This is a genomic window from Synechococcus sp. MIT S9507 (genome assembly GCF_047304715.1).
Lineage (GTDB): Bacteria > Cyanobacteriota > Cyanobacteriia > PCC-6307 > Cyanobiaceae > Synechococcus_C.
Genome location: NZ_CP138970.1, coordinates 268,289 through 292,169 on the forward strand (window position 1 = coordinate 268,289; position 23,881 = coordinate 292,169).

Genomic DNA, 23,881 nt, shown 5'->3' on the forward strand with positions numbered 1-23,881 from the left:
GGCCGCGTGTGTCAGCTCCAAGTGCAGGTTATCCCGCCAGTGATGTTGCCGATGCGCCTCAACCATGGCTACACCGGAGCACGTCGCAAGTGCCAGTCGGTGACTTGCTCATACGCACGTGCGAGCTTCAACACGCTGGTCTCCGCTCCACTCGGCCCGGAGATCTGCAAGCCGATGGGAAGCCCCGCGCTCGTGAAGCCGCACGGCACAGAGATGGTCGGCCACCCCAGGAGATTGAAGGGTGCGGTATTTCGTATGGTTTGGGTTCCGAGAGTCATCGACGTTTCGACATCCTTGCCGACCTCGGCCAGCAGAGGAGGCGGAATAGGCGTGGTCGGTGTCACAATCACATCGACTGACTGAAACGCCGCGTCAGAGGTTTGACGGATAAGCTCCACTTCCCGCCGTCCGCGGAGGTACGAAGCCTTATTCACCGCGGCATCAGCGCGTAACCGAGTCAACGTCTCAGGCTGGTAGAGCTCAGGGCTCTTCTGGACAAACGCCTCGTGGTATTCGTACGCCTCCCGGGCTCTCACCGTTGCCCGCAGGTCGAGCAAGGCTTGTGGGGTTCCCGGCAACACCACATCACTGAGGCTCGCCGCCAACCGCTTGAGCACCCGAAGCGCATCGGTGACCGCCTGGTCGATCTCAGGATCGAGCTCCTCGAAGAAGAACGCTCGAGCAACGCCGACGCGAAGAGGAGACGCCTTATCGAGAAGCTTGGCAGCGTAGTCAGGAATCAGCATCGACCGGCCACCGATAGTGGCAGGATCGTTCCCAGCGATGGCTTGGAGCAGCAGGGCCGAATCGGTGACAGTGCGAGCGAGCGGGCCGACGTGATCGAAGGTCCAGGACAACGGAATCACCCCACGCGCGCTGACAAGGCCGTAAGTCGGTTTCAACCCGACGATCCCGCAATAGGCTGCCGGTTGCCTGATCGAAGCCGCGGTATCGGAGCCAAGCGCTGCAAAGCACAGGCCAGCAGCGACGGCGACGGCCGACCCGCCAGATGATCCCCCAGAAATTCGGGCGGCGTCCCATGGGTTTCGGACAGCGCCGAAGTAGCTCCCAGCGGATGTGGCGCCGTAAGCGAACTCTTGCATGTTCGTCTTGCCTAAGAGCACGGCGCCGGCATCCTTCAATTTCTTCACGACCTCTGCGTCCTGCTTCGGAACCCGATCCATGAAGATTGCGCTTGCCGCGGTCGTTCGCACATCGGCGGTGTCGAACAAGTCTTTCAATGCGATAGGAATTCCGTGGAGCGGTCCTCGCCAGTGGCCTCGCTGAATTTCCGCTTCAGCGGTTCGTGCGCTTGCTAAGGCGGACTCGGCGGATACGGTGATGAACGCATTCAGGAAGGGATTCAATCTTTCGATCCTGGCGAGACATGCGTGCGTCAGGTCGACAGGTGAGAGACGTTGACTCCGAAGCTGCTCCGAAGCGTCTTGCAGCGTCAGCCTGGTTAGTTCTTCTTCCTTACTCATGTTCGCGCGAATCCGTCGATCCAAACGCCAGAGACCCAACGACCCCCGCAAGAGCCAGAGCCATGAAGGACCTCAGAGGAGAGCCCGACGGTTCTTTGAATTAGATCGGATCTGGAATCGGTCATGGAAGCCCTGAGATAGTGATGATGTTGAGTGTTGGCGTTACAGCATTTCGGCGTTCCGTAGAAGTTTTCATGAAAAAGATTTTTAACCCATACGCGAGCCATCTACTTCTTCAGGTTGGATCAGCTACCTCCATGTAGCTTTCAAATCCCACCAGTGTTTACATCTCATCAAAGCTGAGCATCTGCTCGGGAGTGTTGCCTGCCTGGAGATCAACCAGAGCTTGTCGGATCGCGAAGGCGGCCATTGACAGCAGGGTGAGAGGGGAAGCCGAAGATCAAACAATTAATTAACAGAACGATGATTAAAATGGTGCACGAGCCAAAAACAATGATTAGTCAAAAATGCTTGAATTACCATGCAACGCCTTAAAACTTCTTAAACGCAAGAATGTAAAATAAATAACATGAGAGCTCGGTGAGAAGTACGTGAAAGACTGATGAAAAGCGCGTAAAAAGCCAATAAATACGAGCTAATACTGTTCCATGGATCACTTCTGCTCTAAGCAACACTCCTGCTAACCCGCCAAGTGAATGGACTGCCCTCCTATTTGCTAGTCAGAAATGTATGTCATCCTTTGCCTCTAATTATTATCGGTCAGGTTTATGTCTAATCCGCTGGTACTTCTTCACGGATATTCCGACACCAGTAAAGGATTCCAGAACTGGCGTGATGCCTTAATTACACACAAACAGCTTGACCCAAACAAGGTTCATCTAATTAATTACGTGAGCCTTACTAATGAAATTTCTATTCGTGACATTGCCGAAGCGTTTGACCGCGCTCTGGTTTATGAGGCTGGTATTGCAGAAAATGATCCATTTGATGCGATCGTGCATTCCACAGGAATGCTCGTAATTCGAGCATGGTTGACTAGGTATGCATCTATCAATGGCAAGATTAATGCTCAAAAGATAGACCAAAAAAGAATAAAGAGGTTGCAACATCTCATTGCGCTTGCGCCAGCCACGAATGGATCCCCAGTGGCCCATAAAGGCCGAAGTTGGATTGGTGCATTGGTGAAAGGTAATAGAGCCATTGGCCGTGATTTTCTGGAATCCGGCCACCAAGTTCTTTCTGCACTCGAGCTGGCAAGCCCATTTACATGGGATTTAGGTTCAAAAGATATGTTTGGATCAGGTGACAACAAGAGATTCAAGGCAGGTCCAGAAAGCCCCTTTGTGTTTACCATTTGCGGCGACACTGGGTTGGGGAAAATCGCTGACGCTGTTACAAGTGCTGTTGGTACAAAGATACGCGGATCTGATGGTGTAGTGAGATGGGCAGGGGCAGCACTCAACTGCAGGCTTCTCACGATTGATTACACAGGTGAATGGAGCGGCGAAGCAAATAAGGATGGCAGCTCAAATGTAGAAATACAAGCATCTGGCTGGAGTAATCAAAACAATAAGCTAATTCTCTGGCCTGGATTAAATCATGGTTCCATTATGGATCCAAACAAATCTCCTCAGCTTCGTGAGCTTGTAGGAAAAGCGCTGGAGGTCCAAGATGATAATCAATTTAATGATTGGAATGCTGAAGCAACAAAATTGGCTTCTGAAAGCAGAGATCAAGAGCCTGATAAATGGCAGCAACTTGTAATTCGTGTTTGCGATGAACGTGGAGACGGAGTGACGGATTGGTTGGTGGAAGTGCTAATAAAACGTAAAAACAAAGCTGCAGAGATTTTGGACATTGATGACATCCATGCTTTCTCAAATGAAAGAAGTTACCGCTGCCTGCATGTCAATCTGTCCAAGTGCGGGCTTTCTGATAGCAGCGATATTGAAAATATTGAATCTTTTGAAATGAAGCTCACCATGAACACTGATTCCGACTACCTTCATTACGTTGCCACACGAGGTGGCTCATACAAATCAAGTGAGATGATCGCAAATGGTCTGTCTGAGTTGATCGTTGATCTCAAGGATTACTTAAACCCTCAGGAGGGCAAGTTCCAATTATTAATGCCATATACAACAACGTTTATTGAATTTCGAGTAAATAGAGATCCACTTCTTGAAGAAGATAAAGGCAAAATCCTCCAAGTAGTAAAACAATAGAATTTATAAGTTAATGGCGATAAATTTTTCTGAGCCGCATGAACTTGTTCTCTACTCCTTCTCTGACAGTTCCTTCTCTGACAGTCCAGATGAACCCAACCGCACCAGATTTCTGCTGAAGTTTGAACTGGACGGCGATACGCCGAAGAATGTCCAAATTGTCGTCGAACATGACGAGGCGGGAAATAAGGCGACTGCCGTTCTAGTCCCCAAGACCGACAGCATCTCCCTGCTCAGCGCCCAGGCTTGGCTGGCGCTGCGGGAAGCGGTTGGCGACGGCGGCAAGCTCGACTACGCCGCGATGGCGAACTCGGCGACCGACGCGGCGATGTTCCAACTGGCGACGTTAAGGCGGAACCTGGCGCGGATCGAGGTGAAGCTTTCGGGCGACGGCGTGTTCGGCCTCAAGTCGGTCGCCGGGCAGACCTCGGCTGAAGGGCAGCCCAAAATCTCCGCCGAAGTTCTTCTCGATTTGCCGCATCTGGGCCCAGATCACGCGGGTGGCCGCACGGCAGTCCTCACCTGCCGGATCGATGCGGAAATCGCGCTCGACGTCAACCTGCCGAACGTCAATCAGAACAACAACGCCACGGCGCGGCTGCGGATCGAGGCGACCATCCAGGCGAAGGCGGCCTTGGCTGGAGTTTCCATCGGGTTGCCCGATCTGCCCTCCATCGATCTCGCTCTGCCAAAGGTGGTGCTGCCGAATCTGAATCTCGGGCGTCTGGGCTGGAGTGGGCCCGACATGAATGGCCTGATCGGCCCGCTGACGCTCCCGATACCTCGGATCCCAGGGCTGTCGGCAGAGGTCGGCTGGCCCGACGGCCAGCCCACGGCGAATGCTTCGCTGCAGAACGGTGAGTTCCGCCTGACAACGACACCCAGCGATTTGACGGTGGGGTTGAAAGCCGGCGATACCACGTCGCCGATGGTCGAGATTAAGAAATTCCAGCTGTCTTTTGATGGCCAAAAGCTGAAGCTTTCCTCCACAGAGATCCTCTTCTTGAAGAAGACAGACGAGGGGAAAATCACCGAGGTCAAATTTGAGACGCTCGATCAGCCCTTCGAATTCGACCGCCTCTCAGCGTTCCCGTTGGTGGTGCGGGGGCGACTCGGGGCCGTCAGTGTCGCGTTCAACGCGGGCACTCTGACGATGTCGCTCAAAGTGACGCAGCTGAACATCGTCGCGCGCGACGATCCCGAGGCGAAGCTGGTCGTGTCCTTCACGATCGTCATCACGGCGACGCAGGACAGCCATACGACGAGGATCGAGGACCCCCGGCTGATCGCACCGGACTCGCTAAAACTCGTCAGCAGCCCGGCCACAGCGCTCGATGGGCTGATCCGGTTGGGCGTGGGGGTGAAATTCAACTCAGCTCCGCCGGAGGTGATGAAAGGCGTGTTCAACCGTGTCGAGCGCCTGCTCGCCGCCGTTACCCGCGGGGCTATAGCTCATTCTGGCGCGGTGCGCGATGCTCTCGCCGATCTCGCCTCCCCGCTCCTGGCGCTGCTGGAGCAGGCCGGCACGGCGCTAAGTGACGCACTGACCAACGCGAATGATGTGTTGGCGATCGAGCTACGGGTCGACGCGAAGACATGGCGGCCGCGGCAGCTGCTGGTCTCGCCCAAAGCCAACGGAGCGAAGGCTTCAACGGAGCTGAAAGGGCTTGGCCTGGAGCTGACCCTGCCGTCGCAGATGCGCCCAACGCTGATCTGGGATTTTGAACGCAACTGGCAAGGCTTGATGGTCATGCCCCCTGCCGATGATCTGTGGGCAGTGGTGAAGACGGACCTATGGCTGGAATATGAAACGGCGGCTGCGGCACCGGTGCGCACCCATGACAATGGTGACGATGACCCGCTGCTGATCGCCATCGAGGCGAAGCCGAACCCCGGCAAGCCGCTACTGCTGTTCGCGCTTCAGCATGGGCGCCTGCGGGCGTTCCAGACCTTCGGAACGAATGCCTTCGTCGAGCCCGCGACGGGCGACGCGATCACGGCTGTCGGCCCCTCCGGGCCGTTGGAGGACGCCAAGATCGGCGATCACGTCAGCGTTCGCGCTCACTGGGGAGGTAGCAGTGAATGCGCGCTCGCCCTTCTGCCCAGCCCCATAGAAGGCGATGCCGGCGACGGCGGTGCGTTGAACGACATTGCCAGGCGCGTGGAAGTGACCGCGAAGGAGCCTGAAAGGGTCGAACTAACCAGCGCTGTGGCTGAGATCAACCTGAAGCTGAAGGTGATCATCGCTGAGGGCTTTGACCCGGTGGCCGACCTGACGCTGAAGCTTGATCTGCGCAGCTTCAAGGCAAACCTCGAGGGCGACAAGGTTGCCGTCGAGGCGACGGGCAAAGAGTCTTTCGACGGCTACGGCCTGCGCCTGGAGTTCAACGAGAAGTCTGGCAAGGAGGGTGAATACGAGATGCTCGTCCTCGACTTCGCCAACGGTGATTTTGGCGTCGGTCTTGGCGAGAAAGCGCGGCTCAGCGCTTTCTACGACCGTTTCGCCGCCAATGGCGACGGGCTGCGCTTCGACGTAGAGAAGTTCCGCGTCGGGCGCGGCGGGCTCGACCTGTCAGCGACTGCCGTCCCGGACCCGGTGGTCATTGCCGGCGTCGACCAGCCGTTCCGCTTCACATCGGGCGGCATCGCCATCGAAAGCGGGAGTCTGCGCGGTGGGCGTATCTCGGGCAAGGGGCAGCTGCCTCCGGCGCTGGTCGGCGAGGCGGAGGCCTCAATCGACATCTCGCTCGTGTCGCGCAATGGCGAACTGCAGGTTGAAAGCGCTAACGCGGCCTTATCCGGCGGTAAGAAGCCGCTCTATTCCAGCGGCACCAAGTTCCGCATCACGGTCGAGGAGCTGGGTTTCAGCTTCGTCGAGGCGGACGGCTATCACTTCTACTTCACCCTGACCGGGGCGGCTGAATTCCGCCCGGAGGGCGGCGCGTTCTCCGAAGGGCTGCTGAAGAACCTCAAGTCCGTGGTGATAAAGCTCGACCGTACGCCGCTAGCGGGCGATCCGTCGGAGCTGCTGAAGCACATCCAGTTCCAGGTGGAAATCGCGCCCCCCGTCACCGCCAACCTGTTCGACATCTTCAAGTTCGAGCTGCGCGGCGTTGGCTTCCACCCCGCATACGAAGGCTTCACCGACACGCCCCCGGCGATGTCGATCTCTGGCCAGGTCGCGTTTCTCGACGTCGGTGACGTCATCTCGGCGGAGTTCGATTTCCACCAGATGTGGATCGCTCCACCCGCTGGCGACAACCCCTTGCCGCGGCTGCGCTTCGACGGGCTGGGTGTCGCCATCGACGTCAACGGGTTGGGACGGGTGGAGGGGACTGCCGTTTCAGTGGACCGAAACACCCCAGGCCTGTACGACGCGCGGTTGCTGCCCGACGGGGTGACGGCCGAAGGCTTCCTGGCGCGTGGACGTCTTGATCTGAAGGGGATGGGGAGGCTCGGCGCCGCCATGGGAATGCTGGAGCTGCGTCGCGGCGGCGCCGATCCGCGCCACGCCATGTTCCTTTATGCCCAGCTCGAAAAGCTATCGGAACCCATCGACACACCCATCGGCCGGTTCAACCTGCGCGAGGCGGGGGTGGGCGTAGGCATCGGCTTCACCCTCGCCTCGCTCGCCGCGCTGGACCGCGCCAAGAGCGCGCGAGACGCGGTGGCGCTGCTCGACGAAGTGTCCCGCATCCAGGGGGACCTGTCGCAGTTCGAGGCCTGGGCACCGCAATACGAGCGTCGCAACGTGACGCTGGCCCTGCGCGGGCTGATCACCTATGCGTCGGTTTCCACCTCCTCCCAATACAACGAGAAGAAGGAGAAGGAGCTGCCCAATCCGCTGCTGTTCGACGTGGTGGTGGCGCTGCGCACCGACCTCACCTTCCTGATGAACGTGCGGGCCTGGACCAGCTACAACTACAACGATTGGATTTCGGAACCCGGCGCTGCTTGGAAAAGCCAGCCGCTCATGCGCGGCTACATGTATTTCTCGGTGCCTCGGAGGGAATTTATGGCCCGGCTCGTCTCGGACGGGCCGCGGGCCATCGGGCCCCATCCGCAGCTACCGAAGCCGCTGATCGACGCGATGCAGGGCACGCGCTGGTCTTCGACCCTCTACATCCGGCCCGGGCTGTTCCATACCGAGTTTGGCTGGCCCTACGAACTCGGCTTCGCACTTGGCAAACGTTCAGACAACTTCTATCTCAACTGCAGCGGCGGTCTGATTTTCCGCATCGAGGACGCCACCATGTTGTACGGCGTCGCCCTGCGCGCCGACGGACGGGCGCGGTTCGAGGCACGAGCGGGCGGCGGGTCTTTCGGCGCCTCGGTGTCGGCCTTGGCCAGCTTCGCAGTGGCGGCCCGCTTCATCGCCTTGATCGCACCCCTCGATCCGAAGGACACCCTGTTCTACGGCATGATCTCGATCGAGGTGGCGATCACCTTCAACGTCTCGGTCTGGTTCTCGTTCAAGATCTTCCGTAAACGGATCACGCTGCGGGTCAGCTTCTCCCTGGGCCTTGCGCTCGCCGTCGCGGCCGAGATCGTGATCTCCCCCGGCGACGGTCTGGCCGGACAGGTGCGCGCCTCGGTCGGGGTGCGAGCCTTTGGCAGGTCAATGATGCTGGGGCTCGACTTTGCCTTCGGTTCTGGCGCACTGGAGAAGGCCCGCGCCCGGGTCGAGCGGTTCATGGATCTTGGCCTCGCCTCTCCGCTGGCGCCCGATGACGGGCAGGGCACCGCCCTGCCCCCGACTGCGGCTGCCGAGCCGAGTCGCGGCGGGCGCGCGAAGCGCAGTGACGACCGCATCGCCAAGCAACCACCACGCGCACCCGTGCCGCTTCCGCCGGCCGATCCGCAGGACGACGGAACTCCAGTGCCGCCGCAGATCGGCCGCCCCATCGGCAAGACCGAATTCTGGGCCATGCTGTTTCTGGTTCGTGACGGCTCGGCTAAGGGGGAACGTAGCTATGTGATGCAGCTGCTGCCACGCGATTTCAGTGACGAAAACGCCGTGACGTTGCAGGGTGCCAACACCGCCGGCTTCTTCGCCGAGCCGCGGGTGGATTCCCTTGGCGCCAGCGTGGCTGACCATCGGATCCAGTTCGATGCCGATATCGAAGAGGCCGCTTTCGACGGGTTGTCCCATGTCGGCTGGACGGGGGTCGCCGCACCGTTGGAGTTCGTCGCCGAGAAGGTCTGCGACACGAACATGGACACCGACTATGACCTCCTGCGCTCGGAAGCGGGCAAAGAGAAAGAGAAGGTGACCCTGAACGATCTGCTAGCTGAGATGTTTCTCAGTGGCTGGGGGGATGTCAACGGTGATCGCGGCGGCTACGGCGAACCTGTGCCCATCGCGCCCCAACGTGGCGACGCGGCACCAACCGATCCGCGCGAAGCAGCGGAGCGGATGGCCCGTGCGGGCGACAGCCGCGTCCGCTACGCGAGCGAGGGCGGTGCGCATGGTCAGAAGCTGCACGAATCCCTCGTGGCGGAGGAACGCCGCTCCGCCTTCATCGGCGGGCTTGGTGCCTCGGCCATCGAGATGGCCGAGCGCGGGCCCGTGCGCGGGCCCGATGGCGACAACTGGAGCGGCGAGGCTTTAGCGGGAGACATCCCAGCGCACAAGCTGGGCCTGACCTTCATCCTCCAGGAGCAGGCGGTGGACCTCCTGTTCCCGAAAGTCAAAGAGCCGCCCCCCAACGGCGCCCCCGCGGGACGCAAAGCCCGCTTCACTGTGCGCAAGCGGGTGAAGCGCGCACCGGGCGCGGCCTCCGAGTTCAGCGATGAGAGCAGTGTCACCCTGTTTCGCCATCCTTCAGAAAGTTTTGAGAACCGCCAACCCCGACTGGCTCCCCCGCGCCTGCGCGCCGGGATGAACGAGACGGAGGGCGATCGCCGCATCCGCATGACCGAGAAGGGGGTCGCCCTCGCCTGGGACCTAGAGCCGGCCTGGGGCGCCTCCCGCGACAGCAGGGCCGATGGAGGGTTTATCGCTGATCCAGAGGCTGACCTGCGCACCTACGAGATTTATCGCGTCTTCGAAGGGCTGCGCCGCCCGCTCGCAGCAACCTTCAACGTGCTGGCCTGTGAGACATTGGACTATACCGAGAAGGACGGCGTCATCGTCGCCCGTTCCATGCCGCTCGACCGCAAGCTGGTCGACGATTTCTCGAAGGGTGGCGTGCCCGAGGATCTCCGCGCCCTGCTGCTGGGCCTGCCGCTGCCCGAAGGGCGCAGCGCCGAAGACATCTGGTTCGAGCATGCCGATCCCGGCGCCGACATCAGCGTGACCTACACCGTGATCGCGCGCGATTACATGGGCTTCGCCGCCGACCCGGAACCGCTGGAGTTGCGGCTGCGCGCCCCCGTGGTCCGTGCCGACGCGCCGGTACAAGTTCAGCTGTCGCTGAACTATCGGCCGAAGAAGACCGACGGGGAGCGTTCAGGTCTGCCCAAGGCACCCTCAGACAAGCAGATTCAGGTCGAGCCTGAACTGGCGCTGACAATCGCGCGGAAACCCAGGCAGACAGCTGACGAAGCGCTGAAAAATTTCATAAGCAATCTTCGCGCGTTAGCAGAGGTCGACGGACCAAAGAAGCCTGCATTCCGCTTACGCATCCGCAAAGCCGAACTTTGTGGTGGCGGCCAATTCGGTACCGATGCCGTGGACGAGGCCCGCGCCCGCCCCGGCCAGGCGGATATCGACCGCTGGTGCGATGGCGCGGACGAGGACTTGTGGTTCTACCCCTCGAAGAAGCTGAGATCGAATGACAGCGCCGACGGTTTCCCGGTGACGATCTTGGTCTCCGACGCCGGGGAAGGAAGCGGCCCGAAACGCAAAACCCTGCGCTTTCGCATCGCCGTCGCCAATGCTGATGGCCAACCGGGGTCTGCCCCCAACCCGAAGCAGGACGAGACCGAGGCGAAGGACTCGCTGCTGGGCAGCATGGGAGCCCCACCCATAGACGGCGAGACCACATTCCACGCCCGCAGGGTGTTCGCCCAGATGCGCCCGATGCCCAGCGTCCAGCTGAGCCGCGTGCCCTCGCTATGGCAGCCTGCGGATCTGTTGCTGGGACTTAGCCCGAAGCAACAGGAGAGCGGGTTCGTGGCTCTTCAGGTCGAACGAATCGAGCACCCGTTCGCTCTCGATTTCCAGGCGCTGGGTTTTGAGGACTTATTTGCCGAGGGCGGCGTGCTGGAGGGGCTGTACCCGCCGGTTGAAGCCGATCTGACGCCGTTATCCGAGCCTCGCGCGCTCGACCAATCCTTTCTGCGGCTGCGCGATGTGCAGCGGCGCAATGCCATCCGCCTGTCCTTCAACGTCGCCGGGGACACGTTGGCGGCGCCGGCCGCGGCGCTGAAGGGGCCTTTGGCCGCGCCGCTGGTCGGAGGGTTCGACCTGTTCGAGATCGACCCTGACGTCGCCGACGTCATCGCCGCTTCCCCAGACGATGTCCTGGCCATCGCCAGGCGGCGTGGATCCCTGAAGGTGCTACCCCGATCGCTGGACGGGCTGGACCCCGACGGGGTGACTGATTTCCAGAAGCTCGCCGTGCATTACCCGACTGAGTCGGCGAGGCGCGACAGGAAGCGGCGGCCGACCGCCGACGTAAGTCGCCCGCGAGCGCGCTGGTTTTCGCGCGCCGAAGCTGGGCCGGTCTTCCCGAAGCCGCAGCTGCGCCGCTCGCTGTTCCCCGCGCCGGACGAGGCGCTGATCGCGACGCTGCTTGCCGCCGGGCGCGTCAACCTGATCCAGGTCTCAATGCGCCATGTCTCCGGAAGCGATCCCAAGTCGCTGCCCGTGCGTGTGGCGAAGGCCGAAGCCGATGCGGTGGCGCGGGAGTGGACGCTGCGCCATTCGGGAGACAGCTTGATCGCCGAGATCAGCCAGACCCCCGAAGCTGACGGGAACCTCTCACCCGCCGCCCTGCGCCAATTGCTGCGTGCGCTGGTCTGGCGAGCCGGCAGCGACGAGGAGCGCAAGAGGGAGGGCCAGGTTCTGGAAACCTATGAAACCTGGCGGATGGGGGAAACGTCGGAAGCGGGCGCCGAGCGGTTCGATTGGGCTGTTTCGGTTACCGCGAAATGGGTCACTGCGGATGAGGACAAGGACATCCTGCGTGCCAGCGAAACCGAGACCATCAGCCTGCACACGTCGCTCGCCGCTCCTCTCGCTGAGGCCATCGACCAGCTGCGCTACGCGCCCTATGGGCAGGACGGCGACCCGGCTGGCGGCAAGGTCTATCGCCGTTACGAGCCGGTGATCGACACGCCCCAGCCGCTGGAGGCGGACAACCTTGAGGCGTTGATTGAGGCGGCGCCGAACAAGCGCGATCCCCATGGCTGGGGCTTTCTGCGCGCCACGGGCCTCGCCGCTGGGCTGCGCCTTTTCGACACCGAAACCGGCGACTACGTGCGAGGTCGGACACTCGCGCGCCTCATCGCCAAAGCGATGAACCGGGCCGTCCGCCGCTATGTCGACGACCGCGCAGAAGAGGCAGGCGCCACGCAGCCGCTCTCCGCCCAGGGGCTCGGCCAGCCCATGGTGGAGCTGCTCAGCCGCGAGGACGCTCTGTTCCTGGTGGGCTCCGATGACGGGCAGGACAAGGAGGCGGCCGATGACGGGTTCTTCGGCAGCGCCGCGGCGACCATGGCGCAGATCGCCCTGCGCCCGATGCCGCATGCCTTTGCGGTCGGTCCGACGTCCGAGGATGCAAGGGATCTTCCGGTCCGCTACCTGCTGCTGCGAAGGGCGGCGACGGATGGGACCGCTGGAGAACCCAAGATCAAGCCGGTGGAAAAGCAGGATGGCGTCGATCAGGAACTCTTCGTGCTCGACCCCGACGGCGCGCGTTTCGTATGGGATCTTGCCAACCTCGCCGCACCCGGCGTGGGGCGGATGCGGAAGCGCATGATCGACCAGGATGCGGCGGCGGAAATCGGGCTGGGTGCAGGTTCGACGCTGGAAGACGAACTTGATCTCGGAAAAGACCGCTTGAAGTCGCTGAAAGATGGTGACCCGGTATTGCTGGTCCGCCTGACGTTGCTAGGCGCGAAAGAAAAGGGCGGCATACGCCAGATGTGGGACCAGGCGAAGGACAAACTGCTCGGCCATCTCGATGGCTGGGTGACAGCCGACGAGTGGATCGACGCCCCGGTGGCCGCCGCATTGGGGATTCCGGATCAGGGCGATCTGCAGAAGGTATTCGATCCGTTCGAGCGGTTCGACCCACTGGAAGGCACGATCCTGACCGCCCTGACCCGTCTGGACTGCCTGCGCCTCGACGGCGAAAATAAGTCTGTCCTCTACTACCCGCTGCACCAGTGCGAAGGCGGTCGTGGCCTACCGGTCAACGAGCTGCGCCGCTTGTTCCCGAAAGCCGCCGCCCTCGCTGAGGCCTTCAACGCGCTTGATCTAACAATCCAGCTCAAAACCGCCTTCGAAAAAGCTAAGCCCGAGAGCGAAAAGGAAGAGTTCGATTTCAATAGCTATGCCAAGGCACGCGACAAGATCCTGGAGCAGGCTGCTCCGCTCTCCGCCCGACTCGCGATCTGGACCGAGCGGTTCCTTGTCCATGGTGCCGCCCAGCGCTTTGGCCCGCCTGAAGGGGGCGCAGGCGAGGGTGACCTGACACTGCCCTTCGGCCTCGCCGCGATCACCGACCCGGACGGGCTGGCGCGAGCGCCGGACGCGGACGGGGCGATCACCCTGCTGCTGGTGGAGCGCGACCGGTACGGTGCTCGTCGTCGCTTCATGATCCGTCCCTGGGGCCGTTACGCCAGCCTCGCCGCCGAGGCGGACGGCGACATGCGCCCGCGGACGCTCAGCGGCGCCCTGCCGGACAACGCCCAGCTCAATGCCCATTGCGTGGAGGTGACCCTCAACCGCAGCGAGCCGATCGAGACGCCGACGATCCTTTATGCAGGGCCACCGCTGGGAACGGAGGACATACCGCCGGCGAGTGGAGACCTGCCTGCGGTCGATTTCATCGTGGCGCGCAGCCTCGACCACGTGATCGCGGACGCCAACATTTCCGCCCAGCGGGCCCTGCAGCCGCAGTTCCATGGGGTCGCGTTCCGTCGCCGCTATGCCGATCTCGACAGGGTTCGGCGCCTGGCGGGCTTGGAAGACTATGACGGGCTCGACGCCTTCGGGCCCGACGCCAGCGTGCCAGCCGGTGAGGTGATCGAAGCCGAGGTGCTCGATGGCGAGGTGCTGGAGGCGCTGGCCGAGGTGGCGCCCGATTCATGGCGTGGCGCCGACCTCTACCGCCTGCGCGCCCTGCCGCACTGCTTCGAGGTCTTCGGCATGGCCCATGTCTCAGCGGGGGTAGTGGTCTCGGACGTGTCCGTTGCCGTTTTGCCACGGCCTCGAACAACGCTGCGGCTGCCGACCGTGGCGCTGGACGGCGACCTTGCTGACCTGATACCTGCCGATCCGCCGAAATTCAGTTTCCGTCGGCTCTCGGACAACGAAGTGAAGGTGCTCTTCATCTTGCCTCTGGTACGCAACGCTGACTGCATGACCGAGGCGTCGCTGCAGGCGTGGCTGGGGCCGAAGCCTGAAACCACGTCGTTCGAAGATCCACCAAAAAGGGAACTTCCGCGGGCCTTCCGACTGCCTGACGCCCAGACCAGTTATCGGATCTCGTTCGATGCACGCGACCGGTCCTCAACCGGGCCTGAGATCGAGATCGTGCCGCGCGCGGTGGACCCGACGGACTCCAACGACAACAAGCTCTTCGCCGTTGCACCCACAGGGCCGAGTTTTACCAAGCCGATCACGGTCGATGCCCCTGCTCCCGTCGCAGACTCGCAGCACTGGCACCTCAAGATGGAGGCGCCAGCAGTCGTCAAACCAGCGCCCGCCCCCGACGCCCCCGACTTCACCGCCGATGCCGCAACCGTTGGGGCAGCCCTTGGCAGGTTGGTCCTGACCAAAGACGCGCCCCAGCTCAACGCCTGGCTCGCTGCGTCCCCGCGGCGGACGCTGCTTTTCACGGCCTCTAAGACGAACAATCTTGAGGCGCTGCGAAATGCCCTCGTCGCAGCTCGAGCCGCACTGGAGTTCTTGGAAGGCGACCTCGAAGCCGCTGCTGTTCTCAACTGGTTGGGTGCGGCTGAGTCCGCTTCCGCCGATGCGACACTCTGGAAAACCTTCGTAGAGGAGCAGCCAAACGTTGAAAGCCTAGTTCCGTCCTGCGTCCTTGCGCCAGCGGGTGCGGGTGGGTTCACAACGAATCTGAAGGCTGACTGGCGCTGGCCCCACAAAGGCAATCCGGAGCTGGTGCGCCCGGCGGCCCCGGCGGCCATTCGCCAATGTCTACGCAGCGGCCTCGACGGGGACGAGAAGTCCATCACCGACATCATCACCCAGTTCCTCGGCGAGCTGCGCGCCATCTGGCTGCACCGGAACCGCGACAAGACTTTCGCGAACCGGCGGCCCGGCGCGGCACCAATGCCTGCCGCCCTCGCCGCCAAGGCTCTGCCGCCTGCGGGTGTGGCAGACAATCCGCCGCCCGATGGCTTCGGCGTCACGGTGGTTCGGGTCTTTGAGTTCACTGAGGCGGGCGGGGCGGACCGCCGCATCGCGCTCGACGCCCTGTTGGCGGCGCTGGAGGCGGTTGATGGCGCTCCGCTCGGCCTCGCCGACGCGGTCCGGGCGCTGGACTGGCTGGAGGTGCTGGACGCCACCTCCCTCGCCTCGGTCGCGGCATTCTCGGTACCCCTGCCATGGCATCTGATCGGCCTGGCGGACGAGGTAGACGGGCTGACAGCACCGCCGGAGAGGCAGGACGCCGCCGCGACGTTGCTGGTTGCCATTCCGCCGGATGCGGAGGCGTGGGAGAGGCTCGCCGCCTGGTTGAAGAATGGCGGCGACGCTACGTCCGGCCCCATGACGTCCTGGGGCGAGGCCGCTGTCGCGCTTCTGTTCGGCGCAGCGGGGGTGCCCTATCTGCGCGCCTTCCGCCCCGGATCGCCGCCTGTCAGCGCCCGGATCCTGCCCATCTCGACGCGCACCACATCGGAGGTACAGCGATGACCGGCCCCGGCTACGTCCCGAACCACTTGCCGAATCTGCCCATCGTGGGCCCCGAGATTGCCCATAGGAGTGCCCGCCATAGAGATCCCAAGGCGAAGGCCGAACTCTGTCCGTTGTGGCGGCTCAACTGTGCGGCGCTTTATTTCAGGCCGGACGATCCGAATAACTCACATGCGGCGGACAAGAGCCCTGCTCTGCGGACGCTGCTGGAAGACTCACGCGGCCATTCAATCTCCACCATTGACTGGCTGGCCAAGGACCAGAACTCGGTTGTGGATATCAAGAACTTCCGCGACCCGGCCCTGCTCGCGGCGGTCGTCACGCTGGGCGGCCGCTCCAACCAAGACAGCAAGCGGCGGTTGGATGTGTTCGGGGAGCATTCCGCGCTCGTTCGCTCTCGCCTTGGTGGGCTCGACAGCACCGACGCAGCGCCCGAAGGCACGCAGCATCATGTGCTGCTGGCCCCCGCCGCGCCCTGGCCGAACCAGCCGCCGAGCCAGGGCGGCAGCAATGGTCGCGAGCTCTGGGTTCCCCCAATGCGGCTGGTCGCGGGGCGCATCCCGCTCCGGCTGGAGCTTTCCACGCAGCTGATGCTCACGCTTCGCGGCACCGCCGCGACGGGCGAGCTGTTCGGCGGCCTACCTGCCTTCCCCGCGAATGTTGCCCTGGCGGCCGACCTGACACCGGACGGCATCGAGTTTCGGATCGGCATGCCGGACCCGGTGGCGGACCTGGCGCAGACACCCTCCCCCCCCGACAGGCGGCAGGTGCGACTCCAGCCCCTGCGTGGCAAGGACTCAGCAGATCAGACGCGACTTGGGCTCGCGTTGGTAGACACCGCTGATGACGAGCGCATGGATCAGGCCTTCGCGATGGCCTTCGCGCAGCTTCGCCGCAACGGCTCCCCGCTGCGGGTCGACTATGATCCGCGCCCCGAGGTGGCACCGCTCTGGTGGCTGCTGGAAACGCAGCGCGACGCCGAGGACCGTCCAGTTCTCACCTTCCCGGGCAACATGGACGAGTGGGAGGCCGAGATCAGCGGCGACGTGTTCCGCATGCGCCTGATCACTGGCCGGGCCGAGGGCAGCTTCAGCGACGCCGTCGCCCGCGCCAACATCGCCGAGGACGCCGCGCTGGAGCTGAAGCGCGATGAGAAGGGCACCCGGCTGGGGCTGAGCTCCAGCCGGCAGAGCTCGGGTTCGCCCAAAGGTGAGGATGACGCGGACCCCGTAGGTGAGGATGACGCGAACGGGGTGCAGGCCGAGGCGGAATGGCTGCTGAAGGACGGCCGCTTCGCCTTGGACTCCGCCAGCCTGCACGGAGAAAAGAAGGACAAACCCGCGAAGGTTCACGCCGCTCTGCACGAGGCCGCGGATCGGCTCGGGGCCCGATATGCGGCGCGGGGGCTGCTGCACCCGGGGCAGACCCGCGCGCCCCATCTCTTCCTGCCCATCGTCGAGGGAGTGGCACAGATCGAGGTCCCGGCGATAGCTCCGCCGATGCTGCCTGCCGCCGCGCCTTCGACCGCTGGTGGCTCGCTGACGGGCTCCGTGGTGCTGGAGCTTTCACGCAGGGCCGCTGCCCCTGCCCTGTTGGAGATCGACGAGGTCGCCGGGCACGAGATCACCGTTTCCTGGCCTCGGCGCGACCCTGCGACGGACGTGACCGCCTCAAAGGTGACCGCCTCACTGCGTGGCCTGCGGGGTGTGGTGCGCAACCTCCTGTGGCTGGCCGAGGAGAGCCCTGACGCTGATCGCGCCCTGCCCACAGGCCGCATCGCACCCGCTGCGACGGGGCCGATGCCGCTCTATCTCCGCGCTGCGGTGAAAAGCGACGCGACGGACGCGACGCTGAAACTGGTCTGGGACGCTCCCGCCGTCGTCACGGAGGCCCCGACGCTGGCCTGGGCTGCTCGTCTGAAAGCGGCTGACGTCACTCTCTGGACCCGGCATCCACATCTGCCGTTGATCTCCGCAGCCGAGATGCTGCGGTCGGGGGACGCCAGCAGCATGCCCTCCCCAACACGGGACCTATTCCCCTCGCAACTTGGAACGCGTTTGGATGACGGGCAACTTGAGGGGGTGTTGCTGTTTGGCGGGGCTCCGAACTCGCCCCTGCCGTCGATTTACCCACCAGACGGGGCAGCTGGGTGGAAGCCCCAGGTCCGGTCGCTCTGGCACCGGTCTTTTAAGGCTGCCGGAACACAATGGGGTGCTCCAGAGATCGCTCTCGTCGCTCCCAGCGCACCGGGGCTGGAGTTCCGCCAGACCCTCGAACCCTCGGACGACTTCAGCGACGGCTTCGCCTTCGAAACCGCTTTGAGGCTGGACCTGCCGGGGCTCGACGAACTGTTCGCCGTTGCCGCCCCGCCCCGCCCGGCGCGACCTGAACCCGAGTCGACGACAGCCGCTAATCCGCTCGCCGCCGTTCCGCCCGCGACGGCGCTGTATCTCGACCAGCTGGAGGAAAAACTGTGGCGCCGGCGCGAGTTCGCCCAGGCGATGACCCGCACCGTGGCGGCACGAGCGACGCAATGGTTCGCATTAAGCGCATCGGCGCTCGAAGTCCACGGCCTTGTCGAACCCTGGAGCGCGACGGCGAAGGTGAGGTTCGAGCAACTTTGGACCGACCATGATGGTGCGCTTGCCCAGGCACCGCTGGGTGGCTGGAGCGTGGAATGGGACTCGCACGGCAGCCAGCTTTTCACCGGGGACCTGGCTATCGCCGGGCTGGGTGGTGACGAACCCGCGGGATTCGCGCTGGACGAAGGCGCGTTGGTTCGCAGGGATAACGGGCCAATCCGGATCGCGGGCTTCGCCGCGGCGCTGTTCCCCGACGCCGAAGTCGGTCGCGACGTCGACGGCGCCGGGCTGACGCTGCAGCGGCGGCCTGAGACAAGCGGCTGGCCTACCGTACTGAGTGCCGCCGCGTCGGGCCGCTCCTGGCGCGCTGCCGCGGTGCGCGTGCGCGATGTCGGGATGGACGGCGTCGAACGCCGCCTCGTCAGCTTCTCGGCCCCGGTGAAGACGTCGCTGACTCAGGGCGGAGAAGAACTGCTGTTCTGGATCCGGGACCTGCCGCTGGAGACAACGGAAGCGAATCCCAACCTCAGCGACTGGAGCTTCGACGCCGCGCAGGCGGGGCCGGAGCGGGCACTGGGCGCCGATCCAACGCTGCTTGACCGCGAGAACGCCGCCGCAGCGGTCTACGAATGGCGACTGCACGCCAAGGAGAGCCAAGGCTGGGGCTTCGAGCTGAGCGGGCTGCACCTGCGGCCGCTGCGGCTCCTCTCGGTCACGAACGACGGGTTCAAGACACTCTGCGCGGTGGACCTGTTCGATGCGCCTAAGGCGTCCAACGCGCGCTTCGGCGACGACCGGCCCTACCGGACCGGCAATCTCGTTCGGCTCGATTTCACATGGTCTGCGACCGGTGCGCAGCTCACGGCCGTCACTCGGGTGCGGCTGAAGGCGAATGCCAAGCAGGTGTCTGAGGCCACCCTGATGGACAACGACAAGCCGCTGCGCTTCCCGGTAGATGTGAAGTATGAGGAAAACGACGGCAGCACCGGGGAGGAAAACGACGGCAGCACCGGGGAGGAAAACGACGGCAGCACCGGGGAGGAAAACGACGGCAGCACCGGGGCCGCGAACCGCCAACGCGCCGACCTGCTGATCCTGCCCCAGGCGGACGGCAAGTTGCCGATGCTGAATGGCGAGCTGAACGAGCTGAAGGCGGCGCTGCGTCTGCGGCTGTTCGGGCGGCTCATGCGCGTCGACGACGGCCGGATGAAGAAGGGGGTGGACGAGAAGGGGCAACCTGAGATCGAGGTTTCGTTCGAAGCAGCCGCTGGGGATGTCAGGCCGCAGATGCGCTATGGCGTGTCCCTGCAGAAGCTGGGCTTGGTTCTGCCCGCACGGAGGGGAGCGGTCGGCTCGCTGAGCATGGAGTTCTCCATCAGCGTGGCGCTCCCCGAAGCCAATGGGGAGGGCGGTGCTGCGGTGGCGCAAGGGGAAAAAGACGGCAGCACCAGGAGCGATGGGGAAACCGAACAGGCCATGCTGATCGAGTGGTGCACGGACGGCAAGCTCACTTGGCTGGCCGCTGACATCGCTGCTGCCACGCAAAAGGTTCACGTTGATCACGCCCGCGGGGTGCTGCAGCTGAGAGCGACCAACCGGGACTCTGGCAAAGACGAAAGGGTGGCGCAGGACTGGATCGAGCCGATCCGCGGCATTACTTACCTCGCGCCGCAATACGAGATCCTGCTCGACATGGTCTTCCCGCTGCAGGAGGACGACGAGATCGCCCAGCGGGAGGAGTTGCAGTTGCCGATCGCCTTTGATTCGCACGCGCTCGACGCGTCAGGCCGATTGATTGCAGGCAAAGGGGATGTTGGCGCCACGCTTCGCACAGAAATGCGAACCGAGCACAACGAGATCATCTCCGCGTACATGTTGCTGGACCTACCCCGCGACGGATTCGAAGGCGCCAATTCAGGCTGGCTGGAAAGCCGCGTGGTCTGGCCGACAGCGGGGCTGCTAGTGGGTGAGCAGCCCAAGCCCGGGCGGGCGCGACGGTTCGAGACCAATCCAGATCCCACTTACCTGCGGCACGAAGTCCGCCCCTCTGTGACCGGCTGGCGCGTGCCGCTTGACGCGCTGGGCAAGGTCGTCGGGCGCGGCGCGTCAATCGGCGTGGCGCGTCAGATCGACATCCTCGCTCCGGTCGACCATCGCCTAACGCCGAACTCGGGCGAGGGAGCGACGCTGAAGTTCACAACGCTGGACCGGATCACCCTGCTCGACGCGTCGAAGCTGCCGAAGCTGGCGAAGGACATGCTGGAGGTCGAGAATGTCGGTGAGACGCGCAGCCTGCCCCATGGCTTCGCTCCCCGCTACACGGACAGCCACATTCGCTATTTAAAGCAAGCCGAGGAGACTCGACAAAGGAAACGTACGCCCCATGCCGGAATCGCCAGGCCATCAATTGCGGGCGGTGGGTTCCGTGACCTGAGGCTCCTTGAGTCCCTGAAGGAAGCCGACGGCCGCAGCGGGCTGCTGGTCTTCGGCGCAGCAGCTCTGGCATTTCGGCCTGATCCTGATGGGAATACAGGCGAGGACTTGTTTATGTCCTTTGGCGTGCCCTGGGTCACAGCCTCCGACAAGGACGCGGCGCCCCCAGCGCTGAACACCTTGCAGAACTTCTCCACCCGTCTTAGCTGGGTCGCATCGGACGTAGATCTCAAGCCATTCAAGTTCGAGCTTGGTCTAAACACGGGGTTGCGTGGTCCGCGGCTGCTCTTCGACCCGCCGGAGAGGGCAGCCGACCTGCTGGCAGCGCTGAGCCTCTCTGTATCTCGCCATACGGACGATTCGCTGGCCTGGGCTGCGACCGAGGTGCTGGAGCCTGCGTTGTTCGACGCAGAGGAGGTGCCGGGCGGGGATATCAACACTCCTGTGAAGCGGCGTCCGTCAATGGACATCGACTTATTGGAGTGGCCGCTTTTCTTGCGTTCCCTGGTGGGACTCCAGAAGGCTATGGAGAGCGCCGAAGCTGTCACGAGCTTGGAGGTGGTGACCCTGCTACGTCCAAGCGACGACGTGGTGGTGAACGGACAACGCTCGGAGTACAGGAAACCCCAGGTCGGGCTGGTCGCGGTCCGCTTCGGTCCTCGCCTCCCAGCGGCTCCAGAGCCCGAATCGAGCGAATCGAGACGAATAATCGCGGATTTCTTCGCCCTGGGCGGCACGGAGAAGCTGGTGGTCTACTCCGCCAATTCAAGTCGTCGTACCGCACCCGCGCCTGACACCGGTGCCCGCCCTGGTACCGAAGCGATTGGCTCCGCTGCTTTGCGGGACGCGGCCGAAGCGTTGAGCGCCCAACCGCGGTTGATCTTGCTCGAACGGCGGGATGCCGACGGCTGTCGCGTGTCCAGCATCATGGCCTCACCCTGGCGTGAGGCGGCGGAGCTCGGGGCCCGCGCAGTGAAGTTGCGCGATGCAAACGAGTGGGTGCTCGCCTCCTCCGCGCTGGGCTGGCCCGAGAAGCCCTTCGAGGGGTTGGAAGAAGGCGACCTGACGCTTGAGGCGGGGCCCGACTCCCCTGTCCTGGCAGCGGAGGCGGGTCTATCGGCGCGGTTCGCTTCCTTCGGGTTCCGGCCGAAGGCGGCCCCGAAGGAAGCGCCTTCGATCTGGTTTGTCAGCGCCTCTCGCAGCCGGTTCCTGCGGGTCCGCGACGACGTGGAGCCGGATTTGGGCCTCGCGCCGGCCCCAGCTCCGCAGCACATGTTGCCCCCCTCTGTCCGGGCGCGAGCCCCCGGGCCGTTGGCACTGCGCACGGCCCTGAATAAGGTCGGTGGCGACAACGCCTTCGACACGTCGGCGCCGGTTATGCCCGCGGGTCTGTTGCGCGGCTCGTTAGGCAGGCGCCCTGGCGTTATGGAAATCGGCTATGACGCGCTGATGACGGAGCGAAGCGGGCAGAAGCTTCTGGAAAAATATCAACTGGATGCCGAGGTCCCTCAATCAGGCGTCAGCGCCACGCTGGGGCCGGGGGTCCTGAGGTTTCTGCGCCGACCCCGTTCCACTGCGCTGCCGCGTGGTGCGGTCTTCGCCCGCAGGCGCCGCACCTTCGTCTCGCACGCCGATCGGCGCGCGGACGGATCCCTTTGTGAAAGCTTGGTACTGGACGGCGTCCATGTCGCCTTACGCAAACCGAAGGGTGCTGCGGAACGGGATCGGCGTCTTCTTGTCGAGCTGAAGACAACGACCCTGGACCAGGTGCTGAAGGAAGGTCGGATTCAGTTGGAGATGACGCTGGCGGAGGCCGAGGGCATCGAGACCACAATCATGCCCTTCCTTGCCGAGACAGGCTTTTTCGGGAAAGTAGAGGAAGCGGCCTCTCTGAGTGCCCAGTTGGTGGCTGCGGACCTGCGGATCTGTTTCGACGAGGTCGAATGGAACAGAGCGGACAAGATGCTGAAACTGTCCTTCACGCTGAAGCAGCTGGACGCGGAGAATCTGGCCGAAGCCGCCCGCACCGAAGCCGCCGACCTGCGGATCGCGCTGCAGCTGGCCTCGGGTGAAAAGAGCGGCTCCGCCTTTGCCGACGACTCTGGGGGAAGGGTGAAGCTGACGGTCAAGGGCAACGGCAGCCCCTCGATGCTGCCGTCAACGGATGACATGCTGGAACTGCCTGTCCTGGCAGCACCACTCGACCGACCCAAACTTGCCTACGCCACGCGCACGGCGATCTTCGGCGATCCGGCCTACGACCGCGAACTCGCCTCGCGCCCACAATCAGACGAACGAGGGTTGAAATCGGGTGACAAGTCGCATGCCTTCCTGTTCGGGCTCGACCGTGCGAGCCACGATCTCGGCGCCGCGCTCAACCTTGCGGTAGGGGAGGTGGAACGATCGGACAGTGGCGCCCAATGGGCTTCCAAGCCCACCCCTGAGCAGAAGGCCGCGGACGACAACAAATCTGAGAGTGAAAAGGAATTTTGGACGTTCAGTATCTCGGTGCAGCTTCAGCCCTACGACCCAGGTGAGTCGAGCCAGCCTCTGGTCAAACCGCTGCGGCTTGCGAAGCCGGAGAAGCGCGATGCCTATGACGAGAAGGGCGACATCTGGTACGAACTGGAATCGCAGCGGCGCTACGCGATTCCGGTCGCAGCGTTGTACGAGTCGGTCCGTAACCAGCAAGGGGACTGGACCCTCGGTCCCCCCGCCGCCTTACGCCCAGGCGATCGGCTTGTCCTGCGTGTGCGGGTGTCGCGGGGGAAGAAGGACCAGCTGGACCTGCGAGCCGAGACACTATTGACCGCAGAGCCCTCGGTGGGCCCGCCAGAGGCGGTGTACTCACTGCTTGACGTGATCGGTGACAAGGCGCCGCTGCGAGCTCGCGTTGCGCTGCATGCACCCGGGCCGATGCCTCGAAGGGTGGAATTCCCCGACTTCCTCGGCGATCTGCTGTGTGGTCACATCCGGCGGCGCGGCCTGTTCATTTGGCATGAGGTCGACTTCGCCCCCGCCGACGGCACGCGCCATGCAACATTGATTAAGTTCGACCGCTCAGGTAGTGGACAGCTGCCAATGGACAGCTTCGACTTTGAGCCGCAACTTCAAACATCAGCAGACTGAAGCGCTGGGGCC

At 63.3% G+C, this 23,881-nt stretch carries 4 protein-coding genes; 3 read left to right on the forward strand and 1 reads right to left on the reverse strand.

The window, feature by feature from the left end:
* Positions 1–68: 68 nt before the first annotated feature.
* Positions 69–1,367 (reverse strand): amidase, encoded by a 1,299-nt coding sequence (locus tag SIB83_RS01395; protein ID WP_413746559.1) that lies wholly within the window; start codon positions 1,365–1,367, stop codon positions 69–71.
* Positions 1,368–2,212: 845 nt separating this feature from the next.
* On the opposite strand from SIB83_RS01395, the gene SIB83_RS01400 reads away from it, so the two are divergent.
* From SIB83_RS01400 to SIB83_RS01410, 3 genes are read left to right on the forward strand one after another with little or no spacing between them, the layout of a single operon-like run.
* Positions 2,213–3,670, forward strand: a complete 1,458-nt coding sequence (locus tag SIB83_RS01400) for an esterase/lipase family protein (protein ID WP_413746560.1) — start codon at positions 2,213–2,215, stop codon at positions 3,668–3,670.
* A gap of 13 nt (positions 3,671–3,683) precedes the next feature.
* The gene (locus tag SIB83_RS01405) at positions 3,684–15,725 is read left to right on the forward strand and encodes a hypothetical protein (RefSeq protein ID WP_413746561.1); all 12,042 of its coding nucleotides are present in this window, start codon (positions 3,684–3,686) and stop codon (positions 15,723–15,725) included.
* Complete coding sequence (locus SIB83_RS01410) at positions 15,722–23,869, forward strand: hypothetical protein (RefSeq protein ID WP_413746562.1); 8,148 nt, start codon at positions 15,722–15,724, stop codon at positions 23,867–23,869. The genes SIB83_RS01405 and SIB83_RS01410 overlap by 4 nt, the downstream gene beginning before the upstream one ends.
* Positions 23,870–23,881 lie beyond the last annotated feature (12 nt).